14 protein-coding genes are annotated in these 25,669 nt (G+C 26.3%); 7 read left to right on the top strand and 7 right to left on the bottom strand.

Features of this window, described 5'->3' with window-relative positions; genetic code table 4:
- The first annotated feature begins 19 nt into the window (after window positions 1-19).
- From Q346_RS0103640 to Q346_RS0103625, 4 genes are read left to right on the top strand one after another with little or no spacing between them, the layout of a single operon-like run.
- A complete protein-coding gene (locus Q346_RS0103640) occupies window positions 20-859 on the top strand; it encodes an HAD-IIB family hydrolase (protein WP_027333108.1) in 840 nt (279 codons plus the stop codon).
- A gap of 6 nt (window positions 860-865) precedes the next feature.
- A complete protein-coding gene (locus Q346_RS0103635; protein ID WP_027333107.1) occupies window positions 866-1,783 on the top strand; it encodes an RluA family pseudouridine synthase in 918 nt (305 codons plus the stop codon).
- Window positions 1,783-2,676: a hypothetical protein gene (locus Q346_RS0103630; RefSeq protein ID WP_027333106.1), complete on the top strand. Its 894-nt coding sequence runs from the start codon at window positions 1,783-1,785 to the stop codon at window positions 2,674-2,676. The genes Q346_RS0103635 and Q346_RS0103630 overlap by 1 nt, the downstream gene beginning before the upstream one ends.
- A gap of 19 nt (window positions 2,677-2,695) precedes the next feature.
- Entirely contained in the window at window positions 2,696-3,328 is a 633-nt protein-coding gene (locus tag Q346_RS0103625; protein WP_036438114.1) for a ribonuclease HII, read from the top strand.
- A 317-nt stretch (window positions 3,329-3,645) separates the two neighbouring features.
- On the opposite strand, the gene Q346_RS0103615 is transcribed toward Q346_RS0103625, so the two are convergent.
- Genes Q346_RS0103615 through Q346_RS03990 form a run of 5 tightly spaced genes read right to left on the bottom strand, consistent with a single transcriptional unit; the run spans window position 3,646 to window position 8,054 of the window.
- On the bottom strand, window positions 3,646-4,698 hold the full coding sequence (locus Q346_RS0103615; RefSeq protein ID WP_051521817.1) for a ZIP family metal transporter: 1,053 nt from the start codon (window positions 4,696-4,698) through the stop codon (window positions 3,646-3,648).
- Window positions 4,688-5,434 (bottom strand): YebC/PmpR family DNA-binding transcriptional regulator, encoded by a 747-nt coding sequence (locus tag Q346_RS0103610; RefSeq protein WP_027333103.1) that lies wholly within the window; start codon window positions 5,432-5,434, stop codon window positions 4,688-4,690. Before Q346_RS0103610 ends, Q346_RS0103615 begins: the two co-directional genes overlap by 11 nt.
- A 1-nt stretch (window position 5,435) precedes the next feature.
- Window positions 5,436-6,245 carry an NAD(+) synthase gene (gene nadE / locus Q346_RS0103605; RefSeq protein WP_051521816.1) on the bottom strand — a complete coding sequence of 270 codons (810 nt, stop codon included), beginning with the start codon at window positions 6,243-6,245 and terminating at the stop codon, window positions 5,436-5,438.
- The gene (locus tag Q346_RS0103600; protein WP_027333101.1) at window positions 6,235-7,161 is read right to left on the bottom strand and encodes an HpyAIV family type II restriction enzyme; all 927 of its coding nucleotides are present in this window, start codon (window positions 7,159-7,161) and stop codon (window positions 6,235-6,237) included. The genes nadE and Q346_RS0103600 overlap by 11 nt, the downstream gene beginning before the upstream one ends.
- Window positions 7,161-8,054 (bottom strand): alpha/beta fold hydrolase, encoded by an 894-nt coding sequence (locus Q346_RS03990; RefSeq protein WP_051521815.1) that lies wholly within the window; start codon window positions 8,052-8,054, stop codon window positions 7,161-7,163. The genes Q346_RS0103600 and Q346_RS03990 overlap by 1 nt, the downstream gene beginning before the upstream one ends.
- A 146-nt stretch (window positions 8,055-8,200) precedes the next feature.
- Between Q346_RS03990 and Q346_RS0103590 the strand changes: the two genes are divergently transcribed.
- The 3 genes from Q346_RS0103590 to Q346_RS0103580 all read left to right on the top strand — a co-directional run bounded on the left by Q346_RS0103590 (window position 8,201) and on the right by Q346_RS0103580 (window position 12,045).
- A complete protein-coding gene (locus Q346_RS0103590) occupies window positions 8,201-9,604 on the top strand; it encodes a DUF2179 domain-containing protein (protein ID WP_027333100.1) in 1,404 nt (467 codons plus the stop codon).
- 125 nt (window positions 9,605-9,729) lie between these two features.
- A complete protein-coding gene (gene gyrB / locus Q346_RS0103585; protein WP_027333099.1) occupies window positions 9,730-11,649 on the top strand; it encodes a DNA topoisomerase (ATP-hydrolyzing) subunit B in 1,920 nt (639 codons plus the stop codon).
- 81 nt (window positions 11,650-11,730) lie between these two features.
- Window positions 11,731-12,045 (top strand): thioredoxin family protein, encoded by a 315-nt coding sequence (locus tag Q346_RS0103580; protein ID WP_036438111.1) that lies wholly within the window; start codon window positions 11,731-11,733, stop codon window positions 12,043-12,045.
- A 240-nt stretch (window positions 12,046-12,285) separates the two neighbouring features.
- Here the strand turns inward: Q346_RS0103580 and Q346_RS0103575 are convergent, their stop codons facing one another.
- Window positions 12,286-13,653: a dihydrolipoyl dehydrogenase family protein gene (locus tag Q346_RS0103575; RefSeq protein WP_027333097.1), complete on the bottom strand. Its 1,368-nt coding sequence runs from the start codon at window positions 13,651-13,653 to the stop codon at window positions 12,286-12,288.
- Between the two features lie 129 nt (window positions 13,654-13,782).
- On the bottom strand, window positions 13,783-25,662 hold the full coding sequence (locus Q346_RS0103570; RefSeq protein ID WP_027333096.1) for a lipoprotein 17-related variable surface protein: 11,880 nt from the start codon (window positions 25,660-25,662) through the stop codon (window positions 13,783-13,785).
- Window positions 25,663-25,669: the final 7 nt, after the last annotated feature.

Genomic DNA, 25,669 nt, shown 5'->3' with positions numbered 1-25,669 from the left:
AATTTAATATAATAAATAAATGAAAAAAATAAGCAAACCACAAACAATTTTTATTGATCTTGATGGGACAACATTAGATGGCAAAACAAAAGGAAAAAAGCCAAACTATTTTTCAAATGAAAACAAACAAATTATTAATGAATTAAAAGAACAAAATATAAATGTAGTTGTATCAACGGGCAGAGGGGATTTACCTAAAACTTGAAATATTTTAAAAACAGCTAATTCAGATCAAAATTGTATTTTATGAAATGGTTCTAAAGTTTATGCTAACGGTAAATTAATTTTTGAAAAGTCAATTTCTAATGAATTAGTAGTTAATATAATTAATTTTGCACGTAGAAGTAAAATTTCAACTATTGTAAATTCTGATTTTTATAATAAAACATATCCAACAACTTTATTATTGAAAACAATTTTAAAATTACTTAAAGGAAAAATTAATCGATATAGTCAGTTTAATTACAAAGAACCAATTTATAAATTGATTTTTATGCACAAAAATAAAAAGAATTTGTTTAAATTTGAAGCCGAATTAAAAAAACTTTATGCAAATGATTTAGAAATTGCTTTTTCTGGTAAAAACAATTCTTTAATTGAAGTGACTGCTAAAAATTGTTCAAAAGGTAATGCTGAAAAAATCTTGAGTAATTATTTAAATTGAGATTTAAATAATTCATATCATTTTGGTGATTCAATGAATGATGCAAGTGCTAAAAATGTAGTAAATAAATTAATCGCAATGAAAAATGCTTCGAAAAATTTTAAAATTCAAGCAGATTTTGTATCTGAATTTAATTATAAAAAAGGTGGATTTGCTAAAACAATTAAAAAATATTTTGAAATGACAGAGGAATAAATTTAAATGATTAGATTAGAAGTTAAATACAAAGAAAGAATTGATAAATATATTTCTGATAATAGTGAAATTACTAGAAATGATGCAAAAACTTTAATTTTAGAGGGCGCAATTAGTGTTAATGAAATTCAAGTACGTAAACCGAATTTTACGGTTAAAGAAAATGATGTGATTAATATTTATAAATTAATTGAAAAAATTACTAATATTGATGCTAAAGAAATGGAATTGGAAATAATTTATGAAGACAATGATATAGTTGTAATTAATAAACCTTCTAATTTAGTAGTTCATCCTGCGCCTGGTCATTTTGATGATACCTTGGTAAACGGATTACTTTATCATTTTAAAAATCTTTCAAATGAAAATGGTTTGCTAAGACCAGGAATAGTACATAGAATTGATAAAGATACAAGTGGACTATTATTGATAGCTAAAAATAATGAAGCTCATTTAAAACTAGCAGAGATGTTAAAAACTCATGAAATCAAGCGTTCTTATGTTGCAATAGTAGATGGAATTTTAGAAAACAAATTTCTAAAAATTAATCTACCCTTAGGCAGAAGTAAAAAAGATAGAAAATTAATTTCAGTGAAAAAAGATGGGAAAGAAGCTATCACAAATGTTGAATTGTTAAAAACTTTCTATTACGAAAAGCAACCATATTCATTAGTTAAATGTGATTTAGAAACCGGAAGAACTCATCAAATTAGAGTGCATTTAGCATACATAAAACATCCAGTTTATGGGGATGCTTCTTATGGTAAAAAAGTAGATGATTTCGGACAAAGATTACACGCATATAAACTAGAATTTAACCACCCTATTACCAATGAATTATTAACAATTTTCGCGCCAATTCCAGCAGAGTTTTCTATTAGTGATTATGATTTTTCTCAATTAACTCAGGAAAGGAAAGACTAATGATTTTTATTAATAAATGAAAACAACTTTCTGAAGTCAAACAACCAGAAAGTGTTCAAAAGTTATGAAGTTTAGAAAAAAAGCATTTTAGATTACCAATAATTCTATTTTTAGCAATTGCTTTTATTGTACTAACTTTATATGGATTTTACACTATTTATGGTCTAGTTACAATGCAATCAGTTCAAAGTGAAATTAGTTTTTATATACAAAATTCACAAATTTCTCCTGTCGTTGTTTATTGAGATTTATTAATGAGAAAGCCACTTATTCAATTCATTTTAATGTTAATTATTATGGCAAGAGTAATCTTATCGATTGTCAAAAGTTATCAAAAAAAATCATTTCAATTTTTACCAAGAATTTCTTTTAATTTGATCTTTTTTATAATTTGCCTAGAAATTTGAAATTTAATTGTTTTATTAATGAATAGAACGTTTTTTGATTTGTTGCTTTACAAATTATTGTTGTCTTTTGAAATAATTTTATTAATAGTTAACATTCTTTTATATTTAATAATAATTAGAGCTTTAAATTTCTTAACTGTAATTTTTATGATTAGTTTTCAATTTGAAAAAACTCAAGAAATGATGAATTCATTGAAAAATAATAGTGAATTAAATAATTTGTTTTCATCTCTTGGCATTAATGTTTCAAATAACAAAAATGAACAAGGTTCAATTAGAGAAACAGTTGAATTAAATGAAGCGGAACAAAAAAGAAAAACTCAATATGATAGATTGGTTAATGTGCCAAATGAAAAACTTTATGAAATTGCAAATAAACTTTATATTTTTCAACCTGAAAAATTAGAAAAAGAAGAATTAATAAACGCAATTTTAGATATTGTAATGAAAAATGAAGATTCAACAGGAGATAAAGCATCAGAATAATTTGATGCTTTTTTAAATTATGAAATTTAATATAGATGAAAAATATTGAAAAGAATCAAAATACATTTTAGGTTTAGATGAAGCTGGCAGAGGATGTTGCGCCGGACCATTGGTTGTAGCAGGTGTAATTTTTCCCATAAATTATCAAAATGAAATGATAGATGATAGTAAAAAGTTAACTGAAAAAAGAAGAAATGAAGTTTTTGAAATAATAAAAAAAGAAGCTTTAAAATATGAAATTTTAGTAATTGATGCCAAAACAGTAGATAAAATGAACCCCAAACAAGCTTCTATTTGAGGAATGCAAGAAATAACAACAAAATTAAAAGAAAATTGAAACTTAGTAATTACAGATTTTGAAAAATTAAAAAATATTAATGAAACTGAACAATTGAATTTAGTAAAAGGAGATTCATTAAGCCTAAGTGTTGCGGCAGCTTCAATTTTGGCTAAAGTTACAAGAGATAATTTAATGATAGAAGAATATGATAAAAAATTTCCAAGTTGAAATTTTGTCAAACATAAAGGCTATGCCACAAAAGAGCATAATTTAAAGATTCAAGAATTTGGAATTTGTCCTATTCATAGACTTTCTTATAAAAATGTAATTGAAAATTTAATAATCTTTAACAAAAATAAAGAAAATAGATAATGAAAAATGGTTATTAAATTTAGGTGAAGGATTGCAAGGAAATAAAACACACAAGACAGGAAAAATTGAAGAAACATTCATTAAAGAAATACTCGCTATTTTGGAAATAGAAAATTGTATTTAGGAATTAAAAAATAAATTTTCTACAGAATAAAGAAAAATAATAAACAGAATAAAACCAACTAAACTAGGGGACAAAAATTTATTTGTCCATTTTTGATGAACTAGTTTATTTTTTTCTTTTCGCGACTATTTTCCTTATATTGTGTTTATAGATTTTGAAAAATTTAAATAAAAAAAGTATGACTAATCATACTTTAAAAATTAAAAGTTCCATGTTCGTGAAAGCTTAAAATCATTGCACATACGACAATTCCAAGCATAAAAATCAACATTACAAGTCTAAAAATTTTCTTGTCATGATGTGAATGATAAAATTCAGGTAAAAATTCAACAACTGCTGTAAATAAGAATATTCCAGCAACAATAGCACTAATTAGAGCATTTAAATATCAATATTCATTTAAATATTTACCTAAATAAATTCCAATAAGCATTAGTGGGAAAAACAATAGCAAACTGCCAATAGTTCATAAACTTGCCTTCAATCTTGAAATTCCCATTTCTCTTTGTCTATAATAAAAAATAATTTGTTCAGGAATTAAATGAAGTATGAAACTTATCATAAAAGCTAAACTTAATCCTCCGAATTGCAAAGTATTAGAACTAACAAAAAAAGCATTAAGACTATAGCCAATCAATATTCCTGCTGGGATTCTATGAGTTAAAAGAAGTAATAAAGCTAAAACTTTATTTTCAGCTCGTGAAGCATTATCAACTTTATAAGGTCTTTTAACTGAATGATCTGGAGCTATTCCGTGCGCATAATGAATATGATCATTGTCATGACTTAATTCGTGAGAGTGAATAAAAGCTGAAGCTTCAGGGTCATTGATCAAATTTTTATTTTTTGAAATAATAGTACCAAGTTTTCTTAAACCATAAGCAATTGATAAACCTAAAGCTATTCCACCGCCAACTATCGTAATATTTACTAAATATAGCTGTCATTTTGGCGCATTGATTAAATTTTTATCACTAAATCCTCTTGTTGTAACAGTTTCTAATGATTCTCTGGCAAAACCAAATAAGGCCATACAAATAAAAAAACCAGTTACAAAAGCGTAAATTAAAACTGTCGTTTTTTTACTTAATCTACCTTTAGTAATCAAAGGAAAAATTAAACTAATTAAAATAGGTATAGTTAAAATAATTAAAGAAACTAATAAAGTGAAGGTAAACTTTGCTAAGTTTTCATTACCAAATCCAAAATTTTGGATTAATCAAAGATCTAAATCATTAGTTTTCATTGTCTATTAATTCAATATTGTGGAAAACTTCTTGAACATCATCGTCATCTTCCAATTTATTGATAAATTCACTAATTTTAGCGCTTTTTTCTTCATCAAAAGTAACCATTGAATTTGGAATATAAGTTACTTCACATTGAATAAAGTCATTAATATTAAGTTGTGATTCAATCGCATTTTTACATTGTGCAAAATCTTCTGGTAAAGTAGTAATAATATATGAATCTTCATTAACTTCTAAATCTTCAGCGCCATTTTCAAGAGCAACCATTGTTAATTCATCTTCACCTATCAAGTTTTTTGCAATTTCCAAAATTCCTTTGTGATCAAATTGGAAAGGAATTTGGCCAGTTTTACCTAAAACAGCATTTTGTTTGTTAAAGTAAGCCGCCATATTTGATTTGGTTCTATTCATATTATCACTTAAGGTTTTAATTAAAAAGGTTGCTCCTCCAGTGATTGTTGCATTAAACATTGTTTCAACAAAAGCAGCTCCATCTTTAGCTTCTCCTTTAGCTTTTGCTAATGCTCTTTCAATATTTGCTTTTGGCATATTTTTACTTTTTGCCTTTGAAATAGCTAATTTTAAGTTTGGATTTGTATCAGGATCTGCGCCTGCTGGACCAGTTGCAGCAACATAAATTTCTTTAAATAATTTTTGAAAAATTTTTCCTCTGGCAGCATCTTGTGCCCCCTTACGGTGTTTAATATTAGCTCATTTTGAATGACCAGCCATATTATTTTTCTCCTTTTTTATAAATAAATTGTTGAATAGACAAAGGACGATATGCTCCCCGTCTTTTATGTTGTGATATTTTGTTTAAATGTTTTATTCTATCTAATATATGTTTATCTTTTATACTTTTTGGATCTAGTAAATAATTATCCAAATCTTGATATTTAAATCCTAATTCATTTTCATCTGTTTGACCTTCTCATAATCCGGCGGAAGGAGCTTTATCAATTATAGAATCAGGCACATTTAAATATTTTGCCATTAATTTTACTTCATTTTTTAATAAATGTGAAATTGGCAATAAATCTACCCCTCCATCTCCATATTTAGTGAAATAACCAATAAAATATTCATCTAAATTATCAGTACCTAAAACTAAATAATTTAGATTTTGTCCTAGAGCATATAAAGTTGTCATACGCAAACGAGGTTTTATATTGCTTTTAGCCATTTTGTTAAGCTCTGGCATTAAATTCATAAAAGAATCAAACTGGCTTGATAGATCAAAAGTTTGAATATTCAAATTCAAATTATTTTTCAATTCTTCGATATGAATTAAATCTTTTTTCATTTCATCAATAGGCATAATAATTCCTAAAGAGTTATTAGGAAATGCTTTTTTTGCAAGTGCAGCAATAAGGGCTGAATCTATTCCACCTGAAAGGCCAAAAATTACCCCTTTTGCTTTAGCTCTTTTAACTTTTTGTTGAATAAAATTAATTAAATAATTAGTATATTTTTTTAATAAATTTTGATCATATTCGATTTTAGTTGAATTAATTAAATTTGTAATAATATGTTTATTTTTCATAATTATTCTCACTTTGGCCATATTCAATTAATTTATTTTTTAATTCATCTTCATCAGATGCTTGATTTGCAATTTCTCTTAATTTAATAGCTTTAAAAAAGTTAGATTGAGGATTTTCTAAATTGAAAATCAAAGATCTAATTTTCATATAAATTTCTTCTGGTGAAGTTAGTTTTTCTCATAATTTATTAGACATTTTAGTCATAAATTCTAAGGTTTCTTTATCACTGTCTAAATTAGGAAGCTTAAGAAAATCATCATAATTATTCTTTTTAAATTTTTCTAAGTTTCTTTCTACTTCTAATCAATAATCTTCATTATTTAAATAAGCAAATAAATTAGTTGAATATGCAAAATTAGCTTCATAATTATTTTTTAGACCAAATTTAAATTTTTCCTGTAATATATCAAAATTTCTTTGATATTCATTGTCTACAAATCACAAATATCCCTTAATTTTAACTTCACTATTATTTTGTGCAAAATTTTCCAAATCATTAAAAAATTTATCAACTATTTTTAAAATTTCTTTTTTAGAAAAAATATCTCTTTTCTTTTGTCTTATCACAATAATTTCATTATTTTTTGCATAAACATAATCAAAATTAATTTTTATTTCAGTAAAAACTAATTCTTTAGTTTCGGAATTTTCCTCTTTTTTAATAAAAGTGTATTTATTTTCTAATGAATCAAATTGATTATTTAAAAAGAAATAATTACACAATTCCTTAATAAATGAATAATATTTATTTTCTTGAGATCTTAAAAATCCTTGTTCCATTTTTAAATTTAAATTAAATGGAGTTAATAAACTGTCATATCTGAAAGGGGCATCTAAAATTTTCATTAACATTTTAGGTCCAGTTCCAGATATTAATTTATTCTTTAAATTAATTTCAAATTCTTGATAATTCATTACTCAATGTCCCTTTCTTCATATGAAAATTTGATATCGGTTTTATTCTCACTTATATTTATATTCCGTTTTTCTTCATGTTTTTTTAAAATAAAAAATTTTTGTCAAAAAAGACGTTTTTTTCCGTTATAAAGATGAGAAATAAAATTCATTATTAGTTCTGGCTGCTCTTTAATTGGCGAATGAGAAGTTCCTATAATTAAATGATTTACGTTTAAATTATTAGCATAATCTATAAATTCTTTAGTGCCAATAATATTATCTTTTGAGCCAACAATAAAAATCATTTTTGAACTTAATTGATGATATTTATCATCTAATTCTTTCATAAATTCTGAATTTAAAACATAAGATTTTAATAGATTAACTCAAAGACTTTGATTACCAAAAGTTTCTAATAATGGTGCTGTTTTTTTAAACTTAGAAGAAATAGTACTAATTGTTTTGCCTAATATTTTATTAACGGTATTAATTGGCGAAATAATTTTTTCTAAAACTGAATAGGCAGAAGTGTTAACCATGTTTGGATTAATAGTTGCAAGCATTATTATTTTTTCAATTCTTGGATCATTGCCAATTTCGACAGCCACTCCACCAGCCATTGAATGAGCTAATAAAACAATTTTTTTAGTTTTAATTCTCTTTAAAACTTCTTTAGCGACTTCAGTTCATCACTCTAAAGTTAATTCATCAACTTTTGTTTGAGCAAAATATTTTGAACCAGGAAAATTGAGAGCAACAATATTAAAATTATTATTAAATTCAATTAAAGGTTTTATAAAATCACTACTTGAATTTAAACCATGTAAACATAATAAAGTTGTATCAGATTTTTTATCCAAAATATAAACAGGAATATGGTAATTTTTCACATCTAAATAGTTAAGTTGCATATAAAAATATTACAAAAAATTAAGTAATAATATATTATATAAATAATTAATTTTTATTTTCATTTTTTAATAATAATCATTTAATAAAAACCATTTCACTACTTTGAAATGTTTTTTATTTTGATTTATTAAAAGAAGGAGGTTCAATGAAAAACGAAGATTTAGAAACAAAAGTTTCAAATCAAAAAGAAGAAAAACCAAAAACTTCCAAAAAAGAAGAATATTATGATGCTTCAATTGATATTTTTACCAAAGAAAACGATCAACCTTTTCAAGAAATAGTTACTAAAAAAAATACTCATTACAAGTACACAAAATTATCTAATTTTGTTTTAAAATTTTCAAGATTTTATGCACCAATGGAATTATGAAAAATTGTAACTATTACAGGAGGTTTAGCTGTAATCTTTGGTGTAATAGGTGTCTTTTTTGTTAAAAATCCTGGGATTTATAATTTTGGTTTAGCTGCATTAGGACAAGCCATTTCAAAATTAACAAACACTTTATTAAGACACAATGAGGCAATTACGCCTGCAATTTATAATGCGATTGACCATGCTTTATTCTGAATTGCTTATTTGATTTTGTCAATTCCAATTTTTATTTTAGGTTGAAAAAAAGTTGGAAAACAATTTACTTTATTAACTTTAGAATTTTTAGTTATTAGTAGTTTGGTTTCATTCTTAATTGGACAAATTCCAGCTGCTAACCAAATTTATATTATTGGTAATTTTGATCATGCTAACATTAGTGAAAATACAAGAAATGCAATAGCTGAAACTCTTTGATATAGCAAAAGAGATATTTGAAACTTAATTCCAATTCAATGAAATGATGGTGGTAACATTATTGCCCAAATTATTTTCTCTTGTGCTTATGGATGAATGCTTGCTTTCTTTTTTGCTGTAATTGCAATTATTGGTGGTTCAGCGGGAGTTACAGGAATTATTGGCGAGTATTATTCAACAGTTAAACACAAAAACTTTGGAACAATTAACGGTTATATTAATTTAATTATTATTGTGTTTTCAGTGGTAATTGGAACTTATTTAGCCGGAAGTTTATTATTAACTGACATTAATAATTTATTAAATAATCCATCTAATTTGAAATTAAATAATATGCCTTATGAATTACCAGCAGAAGATGTGGCAGTTTTAAGTCAATTAATTAAAATTAGATGAAATACCGCGCTTTATTTTTCACCTAACTTAATTTCAACTTTTATTTGTAATTTTGTCTTTATTATTGTGCTTAATCAACTATTTCCTAAATATAAAATTGTGCAATGTAAAATTCACTCTCCACATATGTCAGAAATTAAAAAAGCAATTATTAAAGATAAAAAAACCATTAATAGTTTTACCATTACCGAAGGAATCGGTGGTTATTCAGGAGCAAAAACCAAAGTTTTATCATCAATTACTTTGTATAAACAAGTGCCACGTTTAATTAAAAAAGTTAGAGAAGTGGACAAAAATGCTCTAATTACAATTAGTAGTGTTGATTCAATTGATGGTAATCTATATTTACCTGAAAACAAATTCTAATTTAAATCACGTGCAAGCGTGATTTTTATTATCTCGAGAAGTGTCACAAGGACTAAAAAACAAATTTTGCTGTATAATTAGTATATTTATATACTAATTATAAGTTTATTAAATAAGGAGGCAAAATGTCAAATTATAATGCTTCAAATATTAGAGTTTTAGAAGGATTAGAAGCGGTTAGAGTTAGACCTGGTATGTATATTGGAACTACCGGTATTAAGGGTCTTCATCACTTAATTTGAGAAATTGTTGATAATTCAGTTGATGAGGCAATGGCTGGTTATGCTAATAAAGTTGAAATTGAAATAACAAAAGACAATTACATTGTAATTTCTGATAATGGTCGTGGTATTCCAACTGACATTCACCCACAAACAGGTTTATCAACAGTAGAAACAGTTTTCACAGTTTTACATGCTGGAGGAAAATTCGATTCAGAAAGCTATAAAGTTTCTGGTGGATTACACGGAGTTGGAGCTAGTGTTGTAAATGCTTTGAGTGATGATTTAGAAGTTTGAGTTAAAAGAAATAATAAGCTTTACTACACACATTTCCAAAATGGAGGTAATGTAGTAAGCAAGCTCGAAGTGATAGAAAATTTAACTTCTAATGAAACTGGTACAAAAGTTAAATTTCATCCTGATTTCAGTGTAATGGAAAAAAATGATTTTGACAAAGATGTAATTGTTGATCATGCTAAACAAATTGCCTACTTAAATAAAGGTTTAAGAATTAGTGTTAAAGATGAAAGAGACAATTCATTCAATGAATTTTATTTTGAAGGTGGAATTGTTGATTACGTCGCTGAATTAAATAAAGGTCAAAAAATAATTAATCACGATATTATTTATGCTGATGGTGAATATTCTTATCATGATGAACCTGCGGTTCAAGTTGAAGTTGCCGTTCAATATAATGAAAAAATTACCGGTAATGTTGTTTCTTATGCAAACAACATTATTACAATTGAAGGTGGAACTCACGAAAGTGGCTTTTATGATGCATTGGTAAGATTAATTAATAATTATGCTTTAGAAGCTAATTTAATTAAAACTGATGATGATAAAGTAACAAGAGAAGATGTCAAAGAAGGTATTGTTGCAATTATCTCAGTTAAACATACGAACCCTATTTTTGAAGGACAAACCAAAGGTAAATTAGGAAACAAAGATGCAAGAATTGCAGTGAATAAAGTCTTTTCAGAAGCTTTAGAAAGATATTTACAAGAAAATCCTAATGAAGCCAAATTGATTGTACAAAAAGCTTTAGCTGCTAAACGTTCAAGATTAGCAGGTTTAGCTGCAAGAGATGCAGCTAGAAGAAAAACAGTTTTTGATACAGGATCTATGCCAGGAAAATTGGCAGATTGTACTTCAAAAAATGCTGAAATTAGTGAATTATATATTGTCGAAGGTAATTCAGCTGGTGGATCAGCAAAAATGGGGCGGGACAGAGTTACTCAAGCAATTTTGCCTTTGAGAGGTAAAGTAATTAATGTGGAAAAAAATCAAGCAAAGAAAATTTTTGCTAATGCTGAAATTCAATCATTGATTACAGCTTTAGGTACAGGAGTTGGCGAAGATTTTAATATTAATAAGTTAAGATATCATAAAGTTATTATTATGACTGATGCGGATGTTGACGGAGCGCATATTAGAACTTTATTATTAACTTTCTTCTACCGTTATTTTAGGCCTTTAATTGAATATGGTTTCATTTTTATTGCTCAACCTCCATTATATAAAATACAACAAAATAAAGTTGTGCACTATGCATATAATGACGAGCAAAAAGAAGAGATTATGCAATCTCTAAATCCAAATATCAAAATTAATATTCAACGTTATAAAGGACTAGGGGAAATGGATCCAGAACAATTGTGAGAAACCACAATGGATCCAAATTCAAGACAAATGTTGCAAGTTCAAGTGGAAGATGCAGCGCAAGCAGATTGAATTTTTACTACTTTAATGGGAGAAGATGTTTTACCAAGAAGAGAATTTATTGAAGCAAACGCTAAATATGTAAAAAATATCGATATTTAATAAAAAAGTGCAATTTTTAATTAATTTTTATTAAAAATTGCACTTTTTAGTTTTATAATTAGAAAAATAAAGGAGAGAAAAATGCTTCATGAAATTAATGCAACAGAATATTTAGAAACTGTCGTGCCAAAAAAAGATGACCATGTTTTAGTATTTCATGCAACTTGATGTGGTCCATGTAAAATGTTTAAACACACTTTGGATGAATTAAGTGAAAAAGATAATGTTAATGTTTATAGAATTGACATTGATAAAAATATTGAATTAGCAAAAGAATATAAAGTTAATTCAATTCCACACTGATTTATCATTAAAAACGGAGAAATTGTTAAACAAGGTTTAGGATATGAACCATACCCTGTTTTCAGCCAAAAATTTAAAGAATATTTAAAATAAAACATGAAAAATTTTCATGTTTTTTTATTAATTTCCGAGTTTGCAATTTTAACATTCAAAAGAGCGTTAAATTTGCGAACACGGGTAAAAAAATTTGAGATTAATTAAAGAAATATTTATAAGAAAATATAAAAATAAACTTGGTTACAAAAAATTGATTTACCAATTTTTCGCAACCAAGTTTAAATTTGAAGATTTTCAATTTCTTAAATTTTGTTTGTTTTTTTCAGTTTTAAATATTTACAAAATTTCATTTAGTGACTCTGTCATTGTTGGATGAGTGTAAATAAAATTTTTTAATTCTTTAGATTTAATTTTATTTTTGATTGCGACCGCAATTAAATTAATTACTTCTTCTGCATTAGGCATAAATAAAGAAGCCCCTATAATATAATCATTTTCATCGATTAAAATCTTAACAAAACCTTCAGTTTCTCTAATTACTCTTGCTTTTGGAATCGAAGCAACATTAGAAAATTTCTTTTTGTAAGGAATGTTTTTATTTATTATTTCCTTTTCAGTTAATCCAACTCTTGCATAAGTTGGCGAAATAAAAGTAGCTATAGGGATTAAATTTCTTTCTTTCAAAGAATAAGATAAATCATTATTTAAATGATTAAAAACAATTCTACTATCATCAAGTGAAATATAAGTAAATTGTGGGCCACCTTTAACATCTCCAATTGCATAAATATTTGGATTAGAAGTTTGTAAGTAGTCATTAACTTTAATTTCTTTTCTTTCATTGAGTTCAACATTGGCAGCTGCTAAATTTAAATCTTCAACATTAGCAATTCTTCCAATTGAAATTAAAATTTTGTCAAAAATCTCAGTGATAACTTCATCACCATTTGTGTAAGTGACTTTAGTTTGTTCATTAAATTCACTTAAATCTAAAATTTGTGAATTAAAATTAATTGAAATATTTTGATCGCTTAAAGTTTTTAAAATTTCATGTGCATTGTCTTCATCTTCTGATGGTAAAAATAAATTATTATTTTGCAAAATAGCTACTTCAGAACCGAAATTAGCATAAAAAGAAGCAAATTCAAGGCCAATGAATCCAGCTCCTACAATTAATAACTTTTTAGGTAATTCATTTAAATTAAGCGCTTCTTCACTATAAATAATGTTTCTGGTGTCTCAACTTGAATCAAAATTTAGTTTTCTGGTTTTTGCTCCTGTATTAATAATAATTTTAGACGCAAAAATATTTAAAATCTTTCCGCTTAATTCTTTAATTTGAATTTGATTTTCATTTATAAAGGAAGCATTTCCAACGTAGATATCAACATTACTTTTAAAAGCAAGTTTTTCATAATTTTTTTGATTTAGAAACGAAACCAAATCATTTTTATGTTGAATTGCTTGTTTAAAAAAATTATTGTTGATTTCATAATTTCTTTCAATATGAAAATCATTCATTTTTGCAATTAAATGTGCGTCATTCACTAAACTTTTTGAAGGTAAACAACCAATGTTAATACATGTTCCTCCGAACATTTTTGGATCTTTTTCAATTAAAGCAATTTTTCAAGTTTCTGGCAATTGAGAAGCTAAAGTTTTACCGCCTTTTCCTCAACCAATAATAATTAAATCATAATTCATTATTTCACCTCTTTTACAAAAAGTTAATTTTTTAGTGTTTTTTTAGCCAAAAATCAACTTTTTAGAAGTATATAGCATAATTTAATTTTAAAAACAAAAAAGTATGAACTAAATTCATACTTTTAATTTTTATTTTTTGTTTCTTTTGATTAAAATGCTGAGCATTAAGGCTGAACCTATAACTCCAGTTGCTAAAATTAATCATCATAATCATTTTAGATTATCTTGTACATTAGTTTGATTTTTAATAATTTCTTTAAATGTACTTTGGTCAATTTTATCAATGTTAACTAATGGAATATTTAATAATGACTTAGCATTTTCAATATTAACTTTGTTATCTTTATCACGCTCAAAGAATTTAGCATTAACTAAATTATTTAAGAAGTTTTGATATTGACTTAAACCATAATTAACCAATTTATTTGCTGATTGTTCAGCTTGTTCTAAATTATTTGCTTCTAAAGCTAAAGTAAAACTAAGTTTAGATTTAATAAAATCGAGATTATTGATAGTTTTATTTTTTAATTCATTAATAGCATTTTTTAAAACTTCATTTTGCACATTATTTAAATATTGTTCAAGAATATTTTCAACTTGATTAATGTTTTGATTTAAATCATCATATGCTTTTTGAGTATTTTGTTTGTCAATTTGACTGCTTTGTCTTCACTGATCGCTTAATCATTTGAGAAGATTATTTAGTGTAACCATTTTGGTTGCTAATTCACTATCATGAGTATCTATATCAAGATCATTTAATTCATTAATAATTTTGTTAATTTCTTCATTCAATGATGGATTTGGATTTTGATCTAATTCTTTAAGTTTTTGAGCTAATTCTTCTTGTAAATCAGTTACTTTTTGAACTTTTTCACCTGCAATTTCATTTTCAGCAAATTTAAGTTTATCAATTAATTTTTGCACTTCTGCTTCATTAAGATTTGCGGTGTCATAAGTTTCAGGATTTTCATTATTAACTAATTTTTTAGCATCATTTAAAGCATTTTCGTAGTTATTACGTTTTTCTTCTGACGCTTTATTATAGTAGCTTAAACCTTTAATTTTGTTTTCTTTTGCAATTTCATCTTTTAACTCTTTCATCTTATTATCAAGATTTTGAGCTTCGTCTAAAATTGCTGGATTATCAACCAAGTCATTATTTTTAATTCTGTTAATTAAATCATCTTTTTGACTTTGATTTAGATTTTCAAGATTTTGAATAGTTTGAATATTATTGTTTTTATCAGCAATTAATTTATTAAGTTTATCTTGCAATGTAGCTACTTGACCTGCTTCATCATTATGTTTATCAATGTTATTTACTTCAGTTATTAAAGTAGCTTTTTCATTTGGTGATAAAACTTCTGAATTATTGATTTGTTCAATTAAATCATTTTCTAAACCATTTAACTCTTCATATGAGTGTTGTAATGATTTGTCATTATTTGATAATAAATCTTCCAATAATTTATTATCAACACCATTATCTGAATCTGATGTTAATAATTTTTTAGCTTCAGCTAATTTATTATCAAATTGTTCTTTATTATCAGCTTTATTGTATTTTGTGTTGTTTGGATTAGCGATTGATTTTTCATAGTTTTTGACTAATTCATCTAAAGCTGCCATTTTTTTACTTAATTTAATTGCATCATCATAAGCTTTTTGTGCTTCTGCTAAATCAGTCGCATTATTAATTGCTTCTTTAGCTTCGGCTAATTGTTTTGGATTAAGAATATTTGGTAAATTAGGTTGATTTACATTATTTTCTAATTTATTAATTAAACCTTCTTTTTGCGCATCAAAAACAATTTTGCTAAAGTCTTCTGGATTAGTAATTACATTATTTTCATCCAATGTCATTGGTTTATTAATGATTTGATTAATGTATTTATCCTTATCACTTTGATCTAAATCATTATTGTCAATTGCTTTAATTTGATCTACATAAACTTTTTTAGCATCATTAATAATTTGTGCTTGCTCTTTTAATTTAGCAATAGTTTCATCTGTGATTGGATTTTTGTTAAGTTGTTCTTTGAATTTTGCTTTTTCCTCTGCACTTAAATATGGCGCATTATCAACATATTTAAGAGCTTCATCACGATTAATATTGGTATTAGCTAATTTAAGATCATCAATTGCTTTTTGTACTTCACCTAAGTTTGCATTGTAATTAAATGTATCACTTGGATCAGTGTTTTCTTTACCATTTTTAATTTTGTTTGCAACATTTAATGCGTTATCAAAAGCAACTTTATTGTTTTGATCTGCATTTTGATATGCGTTTGAATTAGGTACATCTTTAACATTTTCAATTGCTTGTTTTAACTCAAGCATTTTGTTATCTAAAGCAATTGCATTATTCTCAATGGTTTCTAATTGATCATTGTCGCTTGATTTAATTTGATTAATATATGCATCTTTTTGTTGTGGATTAAAGTTTTCATATGCTTTAATCCGATTAATTGCTTCTTTTTTAAGAGCTTCAATTTTAGCAATTTCATCTTTAATATCATTTAAAGTTAATTTAGTACCATCATCATTAGTTTTATCTAAAGTATTAGAATCTAATGAATTAAGTTTATTAATTAAATCTGCTTTTTGTTTTGGAGATAAGTATTCATTATTAGTTACTTCTTGAATAGCTTTTTGAATATCACCATCTAAGGCTTCATATTTAGTTTGAATTTCACCTTTAGTATTAGTTTCTTCAATACCAATTCAATTATCTAAATTATCTGCACCTAAATCGGTAGCATTAGTTTTATCTAATAATTTTTTAGCATCTTCAATTACTTTATCAAAAGCATTTTTAGGTGTTTCTGAAGCATAGGTATATTTATCTAATGATTTTTTAGCTTCATAGTTTTTAACTATTTCATCTAATTTAGCCATTTTATCATCTAATGTTTGACCATTGTTTTTAGCTTCATTTGCCTTATCTAAGTTTTCAGCAGTTTTAATATTATTAATTACATCAGTTAATTGTGCTTTGTTTAAGTGAGTAAATTCTTTTTCAGCTTCATTAACTAAAACTTGTTTATCTGCTTCTAATTCGATTTTGTTAACTTTATCAATAGAATCAGTATCTGTACTATCAATTTTATCTTTAAGTGCTTGTGCTTGTTCGCTAGTTAATTTATTATTTTGTACTAATTCATCAATTTTAGCTTTTAAATTATTTTTAGCTTCTTGTAAATTAGTCAAGAAACCAGAAATTGCAATTGTGCCTTGAGTAGATGAATCAATATTATTTAATCCATCTTTGGTTGACTGCAATACATATGTAACAGTTAATTGACCTGTTTCATCATCAGCAGTAATATCTTTAATAATAATTTTCGCTTTTGAAGTAGCTGGATTTTGAATTAAGGTTGTAAAGTATGAATTATCATTATTTGCAAGTACTTCGTCTTTTTTAGCAACTAATGAACTTGCTTTAATTTCGGCTTTATCATTTGGTACATAATTAATTGTTTTAGTTACTTGATTATTCTCAACTAAAGCATTTAATCTTTGTAATTCAGTTTGTAAACCAGTTATTTGTGCAGTTTTATTAACTACATGAATATCAGTTAAATCAGTACGTTTTGAATAGATATTGTATTGAATATCCAATGTACCATTTCTATCATCAGAACCAGTAATTGTTATCTCTTTTGCTTGATCGTTATCAGTTGCATAAGGTGTGATGTTATTTAAAATAACATCAGATGGACTAATATTAGCTTTATTTGCAATTGTATTTGCTCAATCATAATTTAAAGCTTGTAATCTTTGTAATTCAGTTTTAAAGCCTTTAATAGTATTAGCATTTTTACTTCTGGTTTGATTAATTACAATTTCAACATTGTTTCTTGATTGAGATACTAAAGTATAGCTAACAGTGATTTCACCTTTTCTATCATCACGACTAAGGATTTGCATTGAACCAGATTTAAGTTCTATTTGGGCTTCATTTAATTCACGATTATCGCTTAATTTGACTTGAACATTGTTTGCTATAACATCACTTATATTAAAATCAGGTAAATAATTTTGCTTGTTTGGATAATCAATTACCAAGTTTGGAATTAATCTTTCAATTCTATTTTCTTCTTCCTCATCATTAGTTACATAACCTGTAAAACTTAATAATGGATTTGAAGTGTTAGATTTAATTACAGGTGCTTTTGATGGTGCATCATCTCAAGTTCCTGAAATTAAACCATTTGTACCAGTTAATGGACGAGTTGAAATTAATTTATATCCTAATTCAATTGTTCCGGTTTCATCATTAGCATTTTGTGTATCCAAAATAGTTTCTACTTGTACATTTTGCCCTTGACCATATTGAGTTAATTCAACATTAAAGTCATCTGAAGTTAATTGTGAAGCTTTTTTCTCGTTAGTTCCTTCATTTTTTCTATCTTCTTTGGCAGCAATTGAAACTGGTTGATTTTGTTGAGCTACTAAATCGTTTAATCTATCTAATTCAGTTTTAAAACCTGTTAAAGTTACATATTTGTAATCAGATTTAACATCTGTTAAACCTTCTTTATTTGATTGCAATTTATATCTAACTCTTAATTTACCAGTAATATCATCATAAGCAATGATTTCTTGGTTGCTAAAAGTATGATCAGTAGCCGGAGAAATTTCTCAAGTTCAATTAGAATCATTAATTTTAACTTTTGAAGCTAAAATTTGATCTTTATCAGAATAATTTATTGTATGAGTATAACCATCATTTTTATCATCAGGATTGATATTATTTAATCTTTCTTTTTCAGCTTGTGCTAAAGTTTTGAAACCTGTTAATGAGCCTGTTTTAGTTTCTGTTGATGTAACGTTATTTAAATTATGACCACTAACCACTCCTCTAGTTGAAACTAAACGATATGTATAATCAATGCTATTAGTTTGATTATTGGCCACTTTAGAAACAATTTCTACTCTGGCATTTTCTAAGTTATTCAATGTTAAAGTTAAATGTTCTAATGCTTCTTGTGGTAAATATTTAGAATAATCAGTGCTATCAATTCCAGTTAATGAAGCAGATGCTTGATTATTAGCAAATAAAGCATCCAATCTTTGTTGCTCAGTTTTAAAGTTGTTTAAAACAACAGTTTGTGCATCAGTGTTTACATTTTCGTAAATTCCACCTTTAGTACTATGAATTACATAAGCTACTGTAATTGCGCCATTTAAATCATTTTGATCAGTAATGTTTTGAATAATAATTTCTGCGTTATTATCTGTTGAATTGATTACAGCATTAATTCCTGAAATTTCTGAACTTGAAGCTAAAATTTGATCACTATCTGGATAAGTAATTTGTGCATTAGCAATTAACTTAGTTAATCTTGCTTTTTCAGCAGCTTGATCAATTTTGTTTTGTTCAGCTTGTGTTCTGAAACCAGTGATTACTAAATCTTTGTTTTGGCTTTCTGGGGCTTCATAATTAGTTACATTTCAATTTGAAATTAATTGATCTTGAGTTTTAGTTGTCACTAATTTTAAGTTTAAAGTATTTTGACCAGTTGAATTATCAGGTGTAATTGAATTAATAAATGCACTAGCTTTATTTGTAGTTTGTTTAGTTGCATCATATGAATAATTAGATTTATCATTAGCCGGACTAACTGAAGGTAATTGATTATTTTTAGTTCCGTTAAAAGTAATATCACCTTCAACTAAGTTATTTAAAAGTGCATTTAATCTTTGTGCTTCAGTTTTAAGTCCAGTAATAATAATTTCTTTTGGTTCAGAATAAACATCTTGCCCATTTTTATTACTTTTTAGTTTATAAGTAAGTTTAATTGCTCCAATTACATCGTTGTAACCTGTAATTGTTTTATTAACAACACTTATAGTGTCATCTTTAGGATTTAATTGAATTTGATCTGGACTGAAACTTGAAGCCATTTTAGTTTTATCAATAACTACATCTAAATCAGCATCAGTTTTGGCATCTAAATCAGCTTTTTCACAGCTTATATTGCTTTGGAAACCACTCATTGAAGCACTTAAAGTTTTAGAAACCACAGTATTATTGGCAATATCAGTTCTAGTTGATTTTAAGTGATAAGTAAATTTAACGCTACCATCAGGGTTTGTTTCTGAAATTGAATCAATTACTAATTCAACATTGTTTTGATTATTAATATTAGTTAATTGCCCATTTAATTGTTCTGCTAAATATCCTGAAATATTTTCTTTAGCTACTTCATTAACTGTTGTTTTATCTTTAGTTTTTGTTCCACTAAAGTTAAATTCTTTTTGTTTATTATCAATTAAATTATTTAATCTCTGTTCTTCAGTTAAATAACCAGTAATAGTAATTTCTTTATCTGTAGAAGTTAAGACTTCACCGTGTTTATTGCTTTTAACTACAAAAACAGCAGTTAATGAACCATTAACATCATCTCATGTTTTAATTGATTTAATTTCGATTGTTTCATTTGTGTGATTTGCATTATCATTATCTGCAAAAGTAATATTTACTTTTTTTGGTGTCTGTCCAAATGATGAAGCTAATTTTGTGCTATCTGGTGTACCTACAAAATTAGCATCATCATAGCCATTAATGGTATTTTGTTCTTTTTCTTTATTGCTCATAAAGCCAGTTATTTTAGTTTGAGCAGTTTTTGAAACAATAGTTTGATTGCCTAAATTATCTTTAGTTGATTGTAATTTGTAAGTTACAATTACAGCATGCTCATCAGTTGGATCAGGTGCAATAGAATCAATTACGATTTGAGCTTTATTGTTTTCACTATTAGCTAATGTACCATTAAATTGTGCTTTAGTTAAGTCTTCAATAGCATTTTGATTTTTAGTTCCATTAAAATCAATAGTTTTTGCAATATTATTATCATCTATTAATTGATTCAATCTTGCTTCTTCTGTTAAAGTACTTAAAGCATTATTTCCGCTTAATGTATAAGTGGTATTAGATTGAAGAGTTTCCAGATTTTCTTTAGTTGATTGATATTTATAGCTTAAGTCTAATTTACCTGTTACTTCATTTTGATTTGAAATATCTAAATTAACTGGTTTTACATCTGTAGGAATTGTAGATTTGTCAAATTCAATATCGTCTTTAGTAATTTCGCTGGCAGTTTTAGAATTTTTAGAAGCATCTTTAACTTTAGCCGTTGCAGCTTGTAATGAATTTAATCTAGTTAATTCATCATTATACCTTTGTTCACCGTTTAAATTATTAATTGCTTTTTGAATTTCAGTATTTATTGAATCAACATTAGTTTTATTCATTAAATTATCATTATTGTCAGTATTTAAAGCAGCTAATAAATCTTCTGCTTTTTTAATTGCTCCACCTTTTTGGTTACCATCTTTAGTTGGATTACCATCATAGGCTTCTCTTAAAGCATTAGTAGTATAAGTATAATTATTGCCTGCTGTTACAGTATTTTGATTTGTAATGAAATCACGCAAGGTTTTCATTGATGAATTTAATGCATTATTAGATTCATCTTGAGTAGTAACATCCGTAATGGTATTTTTAGCATTAATTAAATCAATTGCTTTTTCTTTTTGTTTGTCAGTTAATGATGAATAATCAGACTTAATTTTTTTTATTGCGTCATCTTTAGCTTTTTGTAATCTTTCTTCACCGTTCAAATCAGTAATTGCATCTTGAATTGTTTTAGTTCTATTTTTTACTTCGGTTAATGATAAATTAGAGCCTTGAGTCTTATTAACATCAGTTTTTTGTTGAGTTACCGCATCATCTAATCCACTTTGATTATCTGCTTGAGTGTAATCAATTCCCTGTTTAATTGTTTCAATATTATTAGTTGCCTCAATGTAAGTTTTCATTGCATTATTTAAATTATTTGCATCAGCAACTTTTTGGCCTAATTGATCAATTGGAGAATTTTGAATACTATTTTTTATAGCTTCTTTTTGTGCATTATTTAAATATTGATAATTATCAATTTCTCTTTTTTTAGCATCTCTTTGATTTTGTTCATATTGTGCTTGGGTTAAGAAACCAGTTCTAGTTTGAGAAGCTGAAGCATTACTTTTAATATCTACAGATGAAGGAATTTCATCAGCAATAGTAACTAAATCATTTGCTTCCCTTGTAGTTTTTAATTTGTAAGTATATGAAATTGATCCATTAGTGTCATTATTTGTGGGATTAGATAAATCAGTTAATGCGACATTATTATCATTACCAAAATTATTAATAAGTGAAATTGTATAGTCAGTATTCAAAGTTGAATCTGAAGCACGTTTGATTGGATTAGCTGTAATCTTAAGAATTGTTTTTTGAGTATCATTAGTATCTTGAGTAATTAGACCATTTAATCTATCTTCTTCAGTTTGGAATCCAGTAATTTCAGCGGTTTTTTCAGCTGAAATAGCAGTATTATCAATAGTTGATTGCAATTTATATGCAACTTTGATTTTACCTGTAATGTCATTGTAACCAAGATATCTAACGCTACCAGGGTAAATTTGAGTATTAGCAGGTAAAGTTCATTTAATATCATTACTGTTATTATTTGCTATTACAACGGTTGAAGCCTGAATTGTTGATTTTTCAGCAACATTTTTATATTCTGGTGTTGCACTAGCATTATTGATTCTGTTTCTTTCATCACTAAAACCAGTAATTGTATAAGTTTTGTTTTGTGTATAAACATTATCTTTATCAGTGCTTTTAACAATTTTATAAGTGATTGTTAAAGTTCCTTGACTATCATCAGCACTGACATTAACAATTTCGGCTTCCACATCATTTGAATTAGGACTAATGCTATCTGTTGTAATTGAATCTCTATTATATGTAGAAGGTTTAATGTTTTTGTCTGGATAACCAAAAGTTGCAGTATAGTCTTTAATTTTTTCTCTTTCAGTATTAATATCAGTTCATTTTTGAACAATTGTTTGAATATTTTTATCTGAACCAATTAATACTTTATTTGAGTAGTCTTGATTTGCTACATATGTATCTTTATATAGTTCTGCTTGATCAATTAAACTTTTAACACTGGTTTTTTCAGACTGGCTTAAATATGTAAGATTATCAATTTTGCTTTTAGCATTGGTTTTAGCAGTAGAAAAAGCTGAATTCATTGCTTTATTAATTTCACTGTAATAAGTTTCATTGATTGCTAACGTTTTGGTTTTAGTGTCATAAGTAAATGGCCCATTTCAACCTAAATTGGCTAATAAATTATTAACAATTTCAAATTTTTCACCTGATGTTTCAGTACCACTTAAGTTTTGAAAATTATTAATTTCTTTTTTAAACTCTACATAAGCTCCATCAATTTCCGCACCAGTTAATTTATTAATTCAATTTTGTTGTAAAGTAGTTTTACCATTATTGTAAAAACTTGTCAACGTGCTAGTTGATTCAAAAATGTTTGGAATTGTCTTATTATTTGCATCTTTTAAATTTGCATCAAAAGTATCAAAAGAATTTAAATCAATAGAATTGGTTGATTTTGTAAAAACAGCATAATTTTTAAAATCATTTTGAGGTTTTTGTTGCTCTAAAATTTGAGTTTTTAAATTATTTTTTTCTGTTACAAGAGAATTTAAATTTGCAATAGTATCTAAAACATTCTTAATATTAGATTCGTACGGAATTGATGTTGTTGAGTCAAAAGTTTTAACTTCTTCTGCAGTTGTTAACTTATTAATAACATTTTGAATAAGATTATTAGTTAACAAATTAGTTGCTCTTGTATTATTGGTTGAATAAGTTTGAGAATTAGCTTTTGTAATTTCATAATCATTCAATTTACTATATAGAGAATTTAAATTATTTTTACCTGAAGTTAGAATTGCATCAAATCTATCAGTTACAGTTTTTTTAACTACTTGAAGAAGTTCATTTAAATCATCATAACCTGGAGTCCTGTTATACTGAGTAGAAGTATTTCTATCTTGTGCACCTGCATCATCATTATATTCAGTAGATTTAAGTTTAATAACGCTAGAATTGTCGTTAATATACTTTTCTAAACTATTTTTAACTGAGATATCAGCTAAAGCATAAAGCATTTTATTGGTAGCAACTGTATTTCAATTACTATCATAAATTTGAGTATTAAGTGGAAATTCACGGACTTCCTTATATTTTTCTTCAATACTTTTTTGTAACTCATCAATTGTATCAATTTTGGTTTCTCATCTATTTTTAGCATTTGTATCTGTAAATTGGTTATCTATGTTAAAAGAAGTATCATTTTCTATAAATCTAGTCAAAGCATCTTTTTCACCTTTAGTTAGTCATTTTTTAGATTGAATATATCTTTTAAGATATTCCAAGTCAGTAAAAGTGTATTCAATTGGTGCAAAATCTAGATATTCTCTTCCAAAAATTGTTGAGGCAGAAGCAGTCGAGGTTTTAGTAATCATTCTTCATTTTTTAACATCTGTACCTGAAGCGAAAGAAGCAGTAAGACGTAAATTATCCAAGTTATTGTATTTTTTATAATCTTGATAAATATTTCTGGTTCTAATGCTATTTTTATTGCTGTTTGAAATACCATTTTTGTCAACATTGTATGTAAAAGCACTATTTCCGATTTCAGAAATAATTAAATTAGCTTGTGGAATTCCATCAGTTGCTTGATTGTAAAATTTAAGGTTATCTTGAATTTTTTCTTCAGTATTAAATTTCTTTAAATATGACTGTTTCCGATCAGCCATTTTAATAAATCCACCAATAACCTTGTAATCATCTCTGCTATTTAAATTTCTATATTCTGAAACTCCAAAATATGTTTTACTTCCAGCGGTAGAACCAGCATTACCAGCATATAATTGATTAAAAGGTTCAGTTGAATTATTAAATGGTTTCATTTCTAATTCAACTACAGCCCCTGCAACAATTTCATTATGTGATGTACTTGTATTAACTCTAAAAACGAATAATCCCCCTTGATTTTGAGTTATATTATCTTTAGTAATAACAGGAGTACCACTTCTAATTATTGAGTGTTGAAATAAACCAAAAGCAACTTGATTAAATTTATTGGTTGTGAAAGTAAAATTAGAATTTCTTACTGCTTGTGGAGTATAACCTCTAATTAAAACATCATAAAGTTCATTACTTCCATTTCGTCTAGTGTTTTGTCATCAGTTTCTTTGATTTCTATTTGCTTCTGACATATTATTTTCGTACTCATCAGGAATATGGTCATAATATGGTAAATAGGCATAGTCACTAATGTAAGCCATTTTTGACTTACCGTTTATAGTTGTGTTAACTGATTTACCTGTTCCAGTTACTTGTTGCGTTTTACCTATTCATGGGCTTATTTCCATTGTGTCAATATTAGCTTTTGGATCATCATTGATATTTATAGTATATGTAGTTAATTTACCCTCACTTTGATCAATGTTAACACTGCTACTATCTTGTTTAACAAATAAGTGAATTTTGATATCACCAACTAACCTAATATCGTCTGAAAAATAAATTCCAGCAGTAAAAAAGTCATTATTTGTGTCAGCATTAGTTAAGTTAATACCAACTTTAATTTTTTTACTATTAGTTAATGGATTAAATCCATTTCCATTTCATCAAGAACCAGTGTTAGCAGGTAATGAAGATGAGGCACCATCTCTTTCTCAAGAATACATATTACCAATTTCATTAGCAAAACCTTCACCATTTCAATTGGTTTGATTAATATTTGTTGGTAAACCTGGGGTTGAAGCATCGAATAATCTATATCATGCATCACCAGTTGCACTTCATTTAAGCTTATTATTTCCAGTTTGACTTAAATTAGTTACTCCTTTTGAATCTAAAGAGTTGTATCACCTATGAAGTGTGCCATTACCATAATTATCATAACCAGTTCAAATATCATCTGAAATATTAGAATTAACTTTATCAAACACATAATTCACATCATTAATTGCAATATTCACATTCTGTTTTGAATAATTTGCTGAAATAGGCAAAATTAAACTTGAAACAGATAATGAAGACGCTAAAAGCAAAATCAATTTTTTATTTTTCTTCATATTTATA

The organism is Mycoplasmopsis gallinarum DSM 19816, from assembly GCF_000621085.1.
Lineage (GTDB): Bacteria > Bacillota_I > Bacilli_A > Mycoplasmatales > Metamycoplasmataceae > Mycoplasmopsis > Mycoplasmopsis gallinarum.
The sequence above is the reverse complement of the archived record's forward strand: the minus strand, read 5'-3'. Positions and strand labels throughout refer to the sequence as shown.